Below are 11,367 nucleotides of genomic sequence, written 5' to 3'. Positions count from 1 at the left end.
AGAGCGTTTGGCCAAGTTGATGAGGATGGCTTAAAAATCGAGTAACATCATCATGGCTAAGCTGGTCATCCATCAGGCGGGCCATGTTGGTAGCTGAAGTTTGGCCGAATGAACTGAGCAGATAGTCTGTATATAAATCAAGGTTCGTTTGCATTACCAAAGATAATTTGTCCACTTAACCACTTTGCGTAACTTCAGTTATCAAGTACCAACTCAAGATTTTCTCTGTTGTCTTTGGGTGGGTTTTTCCAGTAGCCAGGCGTGTCGGTAAAATTGGGAATACCACTTCTATGCTGCACCATCATTCGTACGGTAATTTTATCAGCATTTTCAATGCTTCCTGCAAGTTCCGGAAGGTAATCAGCGAGCGTTTTATCCAAAGACAACTGTTTGTTATTTACTAGTTTAGCGACAGCAGCAGCAACATATAACTTACTAATACTGGCAATCTTAAATAAGACTTTCGGGTTGGCAGGAATTTTATTTTTTCGGTCATGCCAGCCCGCGGCATAGAACTCCGGTGGCTTCCCAGCCTGGTCAACATAAACAATGATGCCATCAAATCCGTATTCGATGGCATCATTTACCTGTTCCTGAACGGTATCCGGTAGTGGTGTTATCCACGCTCTTACGATTACCCAGGGCACAAATGCCAAAGAGGCTATACTGGCAACAATAAATACGATTCTGAGTATTTGTTTTGTTTTTTTCTTAGTCATGCTGTCATCTGTTTTTAGGACGATTCATAGCTACCAATGGTCTGTAAGAACACAGACTGAAGGGGACCTGAGGATATAAATAGCTCCATAAAAATTGTCAGAGCACGAAACTCCATAAGGTAAAGCACAACTTTAGTTGGCTCTACCTCACGTCAAACAAGGTTCCGGATCAGGCGCTTGAGGGCAGATTGCGAACAATTCGAATGGCCATCCCCAGGTGCCTTACAACTCTCAATGCTGCCAGCGAATCCGGTTGTCTTCCAGCGGAATGGCAATGCCTTCGTACCGGGGCATGATGCGGGCGGTGAAATCGCTGGCCGGGCGGTGGGTCGTCACCACGGCGGTATAGACGTAGTTACTTCCGTTGTTGTTGGCAGAATCCGTTTTCATCAGGATACACTCGGGTGTTTCACCGTTGATACCCGCAGCATACAGCTCAACCGCAACCTGATCGGGTGTCAGGGTACTGAGCATAACGGGTACATGAAACAGGTATCCATTCGCTATAGATTCCGTCGTTGCATCGCCAAATTCCAGATTATTCCATTCATTCCCAATGCTTTGCCGTAGCTTTATGATACTAACGCCAGCCGCGCCCTTATCAGCCGCCCGTTTCACGTAGCGGGTGGCCGCGGGCAGGTAATAAGTTTCCGTATATTCCCGGACGGTCCGGTTGGTCGAAAACTGAGGGGTGAGTGTAGCCATACTTTTTCGCATCCGCTCGACCCAGCGAACGGGTATACCACGTTGATCCCGGTTGTAAAATTCAGGAACGATCTGCTTTTCCAGCAGGTCATACAAAGCGTTAGCCTCGGCGGCATCCCAGGCCGGGTCATTACCGTGTTCCTGTATGTCGCCCAGTGCCCAGCCGACGTCGGGCGTGTAGGCTTCGGCCCACCAGCCATCCAGCTCCGATACATTGATGCCGCCATTGACCAGCACCTTCATGCCACTGGTGCCGCAGGCTTCCCAGGGACGACGGGGCGTGTTGACCCAGACATCAGCCCCCTGTACGAGGTGTTCAGCCAGGAGCATGTCGTAATCGCCCAGAAAGACAACATGCTGATAGAGGCTATGTTGCTCGATAAACTGCACCCATTGCTGAATCAACGCCTTACCCGATTCATCGAACGGGGGGGCTTTACCGGCAATCACCAGTTGAACGGGCTGTTCGTGGCTGGTCAGGATGCGAATAAACCGTTCCGGGTCATGAAGCAGCAGATTGGGCCGTTTGTATTCGACAAACCGGCGGGCAAACCCCAGCGTCAGCGTATTGGGATCAAAGACTTTGGTAGCGATATCGACCAGTCCGGGAGGGTGACCGGAAACCAGAAATTGCCGTTCCAGCCGCTTCCGGGTATAGTCGACCAGGTCGTGGCGACAACTGGTGCGAAGCTGCCAAAGGGCTTCGTCAGACACCTTGCTGATGTCATCACCCACGGCACCCAGTCCACCCCGCCACCGGTTTTTGCCGCAGGCTTCCGTCCAGATCTGGTCGGCGGCTTCGGCATCCCAACTGGGCATGTGTACCCCGTTGGTGACGTACCCAACCGGTACTTCGTCGGTTGGCCAGCGGGGAAAAAGATCATTGAACAACTGTCGACTGACCACCCCGTGCAACCGACTAACCCCATTGACGGCCCCGCTGCCCCGAATGGCCAGGTAGGCCATGTTGAAACTCTCCGACGAGTTGGTTGGGCTTTGGCGCCCCAGCGCCATCAGTGTATCAAAATCAATACCCAGCTCATTGCGGGCGTAATCCCCAAGAAACTGCCCCATCAGGGCCGGACTGAAATGGTCGAAACCAGCCGCCACGGCTGTATGGGTCGTAAACAGATTGCCGGTTCGGGTAACGGCAAGGGCCGCGTCGAACGGGAGTCCGGTTTCTTTCATCAGCGTACTGGCCCGCTCCAGCACCAGAAAAGCGGCATGGCCTTCGTTCATGTGGCACACTTCCGGCCTGATGCCCAGGGTCATGAGCAGTTTCCAGCCACCAATGCCTAGGACGACCTCCTGCTGGATACGCAGGTCTGATCCACCGCCGTAGAGTTCGGTCGTGATGCCGCGGTGGGTTGGCAGATTAGCGGCATCGTTGCTATCGAGCAGGTACAGTTTTACCCCACCCACCTGCACCTGCCAGGTACGCAGCCAAACGGTAAAACCGGATAAGGTGATGGGCAGGCGCAACCACTCGCCGTTGGGCAGGCGCAGGGGGGTGATGGGTAGCTGACCCGGATCGTTGTAGGGGAACAGGGCCTGCTGCGCCCCCTGCCGGTCAATTTCCTGCCGAAAATAGCCTTGCTGGTACAGCAGACCTATGGCTACAACGGGTACGCCCAGGTCATTCGCCGATTTTAGCTGATCGCCCGCCACGTTGCCCAGACCACCCACATAGATAGGCAACGCTTCGCTGAGCATATACTCCATGCTGAAATACGCCACGCACGTCAGGGGCGTATCGGGATGGCTTTGCTGAAACCATTTCGTGTCCGTTGCTGCGTGTTGTTCGAACGCCATCAACGCGTCCATTTTTCCGCGAAAGTCGTTGTCGGTCAATTTCTGTTCCAGCACTTCCCGCGAGACCGTCTGCAAAATGATCCACGGGTTATGGGTACGATCCCACAGTTCCGGGTCGAGTTGCTGCCACAAGTCATCGGCTGCGTGGTTCCACGACCACTGTACATCGAGTGCCAGTTCGGTCAGTGTTTCGATACCGTCGGCAGTCGTGGGCAATAAGCCGTATAGCTGATTGGGGTTGATTTTTTCATTGTTCATACGTCAGGATTCTGTTTTGATTGAGGGGCCGACAGGGCAGTATCAACGATTTCCTGCGCCTGCGCCAGAATTTTATTGAGGTGCTCATTCCCCAGAAAACTCTCCCCATAAATTTTGTAGATGGCCTCGGTTCCGGAGGGGCGGGCGGCAAACCACCCATTTGGGGTCGATACTTTGAGTCCACCGATGGGCGCCCCATTACCGGGTGCATGGGTCAGTATCGAGTCGATTTTCTCGCCAGCCAGTTCGGTATCCGTAACCTGACTGGCGGTGAGTGCCTGTAGTTTTTTCTTCTGTTCGGGCGTGGCCGGGGCTTCTTTCAGGTCATACACCGGTTCGCCCAGTTCCTGAGTGAGGGCCTGGTACAGTTCACCGGGATCTTTTCCCAGGCGGGATGTCATTTCGGCCGAAAGCAGGGCGGGAATAAAGCCATCTTTATCGGTGGTCCAGACGTGGCCGTTCAGCCGGGAAAACGCGGCTCCGGCACTTTCTTCACCCGCAAAACCAAGGTAACCTTCGAGCAGACCCTCGGCAAACCACTTAAAGCCAACGGGCGTTTCGTACAGGTCCCGGCCCAGTTTTGCCGCCACCCGGCCCAGTAGCTGACTTGTCACCACCGTCTTGCCGACCATAGCCCGCTTCTGCCAGTCGGGGCGATGCTGAAACAGGTAATGGATGCAAACCGAGAGGTAATGATTAGGCGACATCAGGCCATTGCTTTTGGTCACGATACCATGACGGTCGTGGTCCGTATCACAGGCAAAAGCGATATCGAACGTGTCCTTTAACCCGATCAGACTTTGCATGGCGTAGGCCGATGAAGGATCCATCCGTATCTGCCCGTCCCAGTCTACGGTCATGAACCGGAATGTCGGATCAACCGCTTTGTTGACAACCGTGAGGTTGAGTTTATACTGCTCCGCAATAGGTTCCCAGTAATGAACCCCCGCACCGCCGAGCGGATCAACACCCATACGAATGTTGCTGCTCCGGATAACGTCCATGTCGATTACGTGCCCAAGATCACCAATGTAGGTATTGAGGTAATCGTAGGTGTGGGTAGTGGGGGCTTTCAGGGCCTGGGCCAGCGGCATACGTTTCACACCGGTCAGGCCGTGGTCGAGCAATTCGTTGGCCTGTTTTTCAATCCAGTGGGTAACCACTATGTCGGCTCCTCCGCCGTGGGGCGGGTTGTATTTTAAGCCGCCATCGTGGGGCGGGTTGTGCGATGGTGTAATCACAATACCGTCGGCCAGTCCGGTTTTGCGGCTTTTGTTATGCCGGAGAATAGCGTGCGAAATGACCGGCGTGGGGGTGTATTCGTCCGTTTTGGCCAGCATCACCTCAACGCCATTGGCCGCCAGTACTTTCAGAGCGGTAGCGTGGGCAGGCACCGACAGTGCGTGGGTATCCATGCCCAGAAACAGCGGGCCGTCGATCCGGTGCGTTTTTCGATACTGACAAATGCTTTGCGTAATAGCCAGGATATGCGCTTCATTAAACGACCGGGTCAGGGATGAACCCCGATGGCCCGATGTGCCAAAGGCGATTCGCTGGGTGGTTACTTCCGGGTCGGGTGCGTCCGTGTAATAGGCGGTAATCAGCGCGGGGATATTCACCAGAATGGCTGGCGGGGCGGGTTTCCCGGCCAAAGGGCTTATGTTCATGTTCGTTGAGGAGAAATACTTTCGGCGCGTTGCGCCGTCTATCGGTCAAACCGGTCAGGTACGTTCTTCACGGTACTGCCCCTGCCGGGCGGCACGGTTGCAGCTTGCCCGATAAAACAGGATTTGTTGGGCAGCTTCCACATTCGGGTCCTGCCCTTTCCAGCGGTCGAGGGCGGGTTGCTGAATGGCGCGGGCAAACGAAAAAGTTAGCGGCCAGGGTAGTTTGCCGGCGAATTGTATGTACATGGCATTCAGGTGGCTGGTAGCCTGTTCGGGCGATTGCCCACCCGACAAAAACGCGATGCCTGCCACCGCCGGGGGAACGCTTCGCAGCAAGCACGTTACGGTCGCATCGGCCACCTGCTCCACTGTGTTTTGTTCGGGACAGTCTTTGCCAGCCAGCACCATGTTAGGTTTCAGCAGCAGCCCTTCCAGTCTGACCCGCTGGGTGTATAGCTGGGTAAAGAGCCTGGTCAGCCCCCGCTGCGTCACGGCGAAGCACCGGTCCAGGTCGTGCGTGCCATCCATCAGCACTTCCGGCTCCACGATGGGCACCAGGCCAATCTCCTGACACAAAGCTGCATAACGGGCCAGTGCGTGCATATTGGCTTCGAGACAACCACCTGATGGTAAGCGCTCACGGCCTATGGCACCAATGGCAATGACGGCCCGCCACTTGGCAAACCGGGCACCCAGCTGTTTGTACTCCGTCAGGCGTTCGCGCAGGCCATCCAGTCCTTCGGTTATTTTCTCCTCCGGAAAACCGGCCAGCGGTTTGGCACCCAGGTCGACTTTTATCCCCGGAATGATACCGGCCTGATTCAGCGCATCGACAAACGACACCCCTGCTTTAGTCTGCTGCCGAATGGTTTCGTCGTACAAAATGGCTCCGCTGATGGGCTCGCCCAGGCGGGGCGTTGTAATCAGCAACTCCCGATACGCCCGCCGGGCTTCCACCGTCTGCGGAATGCCTGCTGCGGCAAATCGCCTGTTGCAGGTGGGCGTACTTTCGTCCATCGCCAGCAGTCCCCTGTCATCGGCAACAAGGGACCGGGCTGTTTTGATGAGTTCGTTCATGTGCTTACACCGGCCATGTCCAGTTGCGAATCTCGGGCATATCCTGGCCGTTCGTGGTGATGTAGTGCTTGTGTTCGATGAGTTTATCTTTCAGTATCTGTTTCAGATACGCGCCCCGATTACCCAGCTTGGGCACCCGATCAATGACATCCATCACCAGGTGAAAGCGATCCAGGTCGTTGAGCACCGTCATGTCGAAGGCGGTGGTAATGGTGCCCTCTTCCTTGTAGCCCCGCACGTGGATATTTGTGTTATTGGCGCGGTTGTAGGTGAGTCGGTGGATGAGCCAGGGATAGCCGTGAAACGCAAAAATTACCGGCTTGTCTTTGGTGAACAGCGAATCGTAATCGGCGTCGTTCAGGCCGTGGGGGTGTTCGGTATGGTGCTCCAGTTTTAGCAGATCGACCACGTTGACGACCCGGATTTTCAGTTCGGGTAAATGCTCCCGCAGAATCGATACGGCGGCCAGTGTTTCCAGCGTCGGCACATCACCACAACAGGCCATTACCGCATCCGGCTCCCCTCCTTCGTCATTACTCGCCCAGGGCCAGATACCGATTCCTTTGGTACAATGAAGTAGGGCGGCTTCCATACTCAGCCATTGCGGGGCCGGGTGCTTGCCCGCTACAATTACGTTGACATAGTTACGCGAACGCAGGCAATGGTCCATCACCGACAGTAAACAGTTAGCATCGGGTGGTAGATACACCCGCACAATACTGGCTTTTTTGTTGATCACGTGGTCCATAAAGCCGGGGTCCTGGTGGGTGAACCCGTTGTGGTCCTGCCGCCAGACGGTAGATGTCAGCAGGTAGTTCAGCGAGGCAATATCGGCGCGCCAGGGAAGTTCTGCGCATGTTTTCAGCCATTTAGCGTGCTGATTAAACATCGAGTCGACAATATGGATGAACGCTTCATAGCTGTTGAACAGGCCGTGCCGGCCGGTGAGCAGATAGCCTTCCAGCCAGCCTTCGCACTGGTGCTCGCTGAGCATTTCCATCACGCTGCCCGATGGGGCCAGAAACTGGTCATTCACCTCTACCTCGGTGTCCCACTGCCGGTTGGTGGCTTCAAAAACGGCTCCCAACTGGTTGGAGAGCGTTTCGTCGGGGCTGAATACCCGGAAATTGCGGGGCTCCTGATTCATCCGGATCACATCGCGCAGAAATTCGCCGACGGTATGCGTATCGCTGGCCTCGGCCGCACCGGGGGCCGGTACATCGACGGCATACCCGCAAAAGTCAGGCAGGTGCAATCCTTTGAGCAGCAGCCCGCCATTGGCCTGCGGATTGGCACCCATGCGCCGGGTACCGGTGGGTGCCAGTGCGGCCAGTTCGGGTATAAGTTGCCCGTTTTCATCGAAAAGTTCATCGGGTTTGTAGCTCCGAAGCCAGCCTTCCAGCTGGGCCAGATGCGCCGGGGGTGTCGTTGCCGATACGGCCAGCGGTACCTGGTGTGACCGGAACGTTCCTTCGTTGGGCACGCCGTCCACCTCTTTTGGGCCCGTCCAGCCCTTCGGCGATTTCAGGACAATCATTGGCCAGCGTGGACGAGTCGTATTGCCCAGTGGTTTACGGGCACCTTGCTGAATGAGTTTGATTTGCGTGATGGCCTCGTCCAGAGCCGCGGCCATGAGCTGGTGCATGGTTTCCGGCTCGTCGCCTTCTACGAAATAGGGCGTCCAGCCGTAACCACGCAGCAGTTGGTCCAACTCCTCGTGGCTAATGCGGGCCAGTACCGTGGGGTTGGAAATTTTATAGCCATTCAGGTGTAGAATGGGCAGCACAACACCGTCGGTCTGTGGATTCAGGAATTTGTTGGAGTGCCAGGCCGTGGCCAACGGACCGGTCTCCGCTTCGCCATCGCCAACGACACAAGCCACGATCAGTTCCGGATTGTCGAAAACGGCGCCAAAGGCATGGCTTAGCGAGTAACCCAGCTCACCCCCTTCGTGAATCGAGCCGGGCGTCTGGGGCGAAGCATGGCTCGAAATGCCACCGGGAAAGGAAAACTGAGTAAACAGTTTTTTCAGCCCGGCCTCATCCCGGCTGATGTCCGGGTACACTTCGCTGTAAGTGCCCTCCAGATAGGTATTGGCTACCACCGCCGGCCCACCGTGCCCGGGTCCGGAGACGTAAATCATATCGAGATTCCACTTCCTGATAATCCGGTTGAGGTGCGCATAGATAAAGTTTTGCCCCGGTGTGGTACCCCAGTGGCCCAGCAGCATATGCTTGATGTGCTCCAGCCGGAGCGGTTCCCGCAACAACGGATTGTCGTGCAGGTAAATCTGGCCGACGGACAGGTAGTTGGCAGCCCGCCAGTAGGCGTTGATATGCTGGTAGTCGTCGGGCGATAACGGGCTGTACGTTTTCTCTCTTGTTTGCGGGGGCATTACGTCAATTGCTTCCATTTTTTGTCAATGTTTTTGGTTAATTACTGTATTCCATAGGTGCATCCATCAGTTGGTAGACCGTTTGGGCAATCATTTTCTCCTCATCGGTCGGAATGACGCGTACCGTAACCCGGCTCACATCGGTTGAAATCACGTTCGCGTTGGCGGCATTTCGTTTTTCATCCAGGTCAATCCCTGAAAAGGCCAGTCCCTGACAGATCCGGGCCCGTACTTCGGGGGCGTGTTCGCCAATGCCGCCCGAAAACACGAGCGTTTCCAGTCCGCCCAGTACGGCCGCAAAGGCACCGATATACTTTTTAATCTGGTAGCAGAAGAGGGCAACGGCCTCAGCCGCCCGAACATCGTTGGCCTGCCGGTCGAGCAAAATCTGCATATCCGAACTGGTTTCCGAGATACCCAGCAGACCCGATTCGTGATTGATCAGGTGGTTAAACTGCGTGGGCGTCAACGGTTCCGATTGCATCAGGTACCACGCCACACCCGGATCGAGGTCGCCCGTTCGGGTACTCATCGGTACCCCACCGGTTGGCGTAAACCCCATGCTGGTGTCGATACTTTTGCCATCCTGAACGGCCGCCAAACTTGCGCCACTGCCCAGATGGGCCAGAATAACCCGCCCATGCGCAACCTCGTTACCAGCCAGCCGTGCGAGCTCTTCCAGCAAATAGGCGTACGACAGACCATGAAACCCATAACGCCGGATGCCTTTCGCATCGAACCGCCGGGGAATGGGCAGGAGTTGGGCCACGCGCGGCATAGTACGGTGAAAAGCCGTATCGAAACAGGCAATCTGAGGCAGATTCGGGTGCCGCTCCCGGATAATTTCGATTAGTTCAATTTCGGCGGGTAAGTGATCAGGATCATAGGCACTAATCCGTCGAAGTTCGGCGATCAGTTCGGGCGTAATCCGTTCGGGCTCGGTATGTTCCATGCCGTGTACAACCCGATGGCCCACGGCGTTGATACGGTTAAAGACCGGTTGTTTTTCGAGCCAGTTAAGCAGCGAATTCACCGCCGACGTAAAATCATGGGCATCTACCGGCGCCGTATCTGGCTCCCGGGTCATCGGGTCGGTAAACGTCAGTTTGGCATTCGGCTGACCAATTCGGTCGATGTGCCCCGAGAGTTTCCTCGTCAGCGACTTCCCCCAGCCATAGACTGCAAACTTGATGCTCGATGAACCGCCGTTGATCGTAAGTATGTACTGGTTTCGTTGGGTCATGGCAAGGTAGTATGGTTGGTCGAAGGTCAGCTGATGAGGCTGTTCCAGTTCTGCCAGATTCAGGCCGAAGGTGGCAGCCGCCAGCTTACGTGATTGATTTCCCCAGCCATTGGTCAGCAATACGCCCCCGATATCGACAAATAAGGGGGTGACTAATTGGTCTGGCTGCCGGGTTATTGTCATCGTACGTTCTTTCCGGTTGTGGTTTTTCAGAAAAAAGACGGTACACAATCAGCTGATCCCGTTCACAAAACTCGCTAGCCTGCAACAGGCAGGCAATGACGAATATCAGGTCTCGATATGATGATTTACCAGGAGTTGCTTCAGGTTGACGGGTAATTCATCCGGTTTGCCAGTACAGTAAAACCCGGTAACTGTCATGCTCATCCGTGACTGATGTCATGGTGGAGCATGACAGTTACGTTTACCTTTGAGTCATTACCTTTATAGAATCACTAGCCTGACTCATGTATGATCATCGCTTTCTTTAGCTGTCAGCCGTACGAACAACCTTTCCTGGAAGCCGCCAACAGCAATCAACGGCATCAGCTCACATTTCTGCTCCAGACGCTTACGTCAGAAACCGTTAAGCTGGCGGCCGGGCATCAGGCGGTGTGCGTTTTTGTGAACGATCACCTCACTCGTGCCACCTTAAAGGCACTTGCTGACCAGGGAATCCGGATTGTGGCCCTACGGTGTACCGGTTACAATCAGGTTGATCTGACAACGGCCAAAGAGCTGGGTATTCTTATTTTGCGCGTACCCACTTACTCGCCCCATTCCGTTGCTGAACATGCGGTGGCGTTGCTGATGACCTTAAACCGGAAGACGCACCTGGCTTACCAGCGAACCAGCCAGAATGACTTTACGCTCGATGGCCTGATGGGATTTGATCTCTACGGTAAGCGGATTGGGGTAATTGGTACCGGAAAAATCGGTCAGGCCTTTGCCCGCATCATGCTCGGCTTTGGGTGCCGTGTGCTGGCTTATGACAAGGTGAAATCGGCGGTTTTGCAGGAGCTTGGTGTGGAGTATCTGCCCCTGAATGAGCTACTGTCCGAAGCGGATGTTATCTCACTGCACTGTCCGCTTACGTCCGAAACGCACCATTTGATAGACGTTGCCGCGCTGGCCCGGATGAAATCCGGCGCGTATCTGATCAACACCAGTCGGGGTGGTTTGCTGGATACGCATGCTGTTCTGACGGCTTTGCAGAGCGGCAGGCTGGGGGCGCTGGGTATTGACGTGTACGAACTGGAAGACGAATTCTTTTTCAGTGACTGGTCTAATAAATCAATGCCTGATGCCGATCTGGATACCCTGACGCACTCTCCAAACGTACTGGTCACGTCGCATCAGGGCTTTTTCACCCACGAAGCGATGGCGCAGATCGCCCACACAACGCTTAATAACCTGACCTACCTGGAGCAGGAACGCCTGCCTGCCGATGCCGTTGTGGTTGGGTGAGGATGGCCCAGGTGGGGGAATACC

At 55.1% G+C, this 11,367-nt stretch carries 7 protein-coding genes and 1 pseudogene; 1 reads left to right on the top strand and 7 read right to left on the bottom strand.

Features of this window, described 5'->3' with window-relative positions; all coding sequences use genetic code 11:
* From B157_RS40555 to B157_RS0118985, 7 genes and pseudogenes are all read right to left on the bottom strand, one after another.
* A pseudogene (locus B157_RS40555) lies at positions 1–154 on the bottom strand (IS701 family transposase); the annotation flags it as partial.
* 40 nt (positions 155–194) lie between these two features.
* Positions 195–719, bottom strand: coding sequence for a serine hydrolase domain-containing protein (locus B157_RS35735; protein WP_020604899.1), 525 nt, complete (start codon positions 717–719; stop codon positions 195–197).
* Positions 720–950: 231 nt separating this feature from the next.
* The gene (gene glgP / locus B157_RS0119005; RefSeq protein WP_020604898.1) at positions 951–3,494 is read right to left on the bottom strand and encodes an alpha-glucan family phosphorylase; all 2,544 of its coding nucleotides are present in this window, start codon (positions 3,492–3,494) and stop codon (positions 951–953) included.
* A complete protein-coding gene (pgm, locus tag B157_RS0119000) occupies positions 3,491–5,161 on the bottom strand; it encodes a phosphoglucomutase (alpha-D-glucose-1,6-bisphosphate-dependent) (protein ID WP_020604897.1) in 1,671 nt (556 codons plus the stop codon). Before pgm ends, glgP begins: the two co-directional genes overlap by 4 nt.
* 54 nt (positions 5,162–5,215) lie before the next feature.
* Positions 5,216–6,238: a class I fructose-bisphosphate aldolase gene (locus B157_RS0118995; RefSeq protein ID WP_020604896.1), complete on the bottom strand. Its 1,023-nt coding sequence runs from the start codon at positions 6,236–6,238 to the stop codon at positions 5,216–5,218.
* 4 nt (positions 6,239–6,242) lie between these two features.
* Positions 6,243–8,651: a phosphoketolase family protein gene (locus tag B157_RS0118990; RefSeq protein ID WP_020604895.1), complete on the bottom strand. Its 2,409-nt coding sequence runs from the start codon at positions 8,649–8,651 to the stop codon at positions 6,243–6,245.
* A gap of 19 nt (positions 8,652–8,670) precedes the next feature.
* A complete protein-coding gene (locus tag B157_RS0118985; protein ID WP_020604894.1) occupies positions 8,671–10,059 on the bottom strand; it encodes an acetate/propionate family kinase in 1,389 nt (462 codons plus the stop codon).
* Between the two features lie 288 nt (positions 10,060–10,347).
* Between B157_RS0118985 and B157_RS0118975 the strand changes: the two genes are divergently transcribed.
* Entirely contained in the window at positions 10,348–11,343 is a 996-nt protein-coding gene (locus tag B157_RS0118975; RefSeq protein ID WP_020604892.1) for a 2-hydroxyacid dehydrogenase, read from the top strand.
* Positions 11,344–11,367: the final 24 nt, after the last annotated feature.

Origin of the sequence: Spirosoma spitsbergense DSM 19989 (genome assembly GCF_000374085.1) — a bacterium.
Classification (GTDB): Bacteria; Bacteroidota; Bacteroidia; order Cytophagales; family Spirosomataceae; genus Spirosoma; species Spirosoma spitsbergense.
Note: the sequence above shows the minus strand (reverse complement) of the source record. Positions and strands in the feature narration are given on the sequence as shown.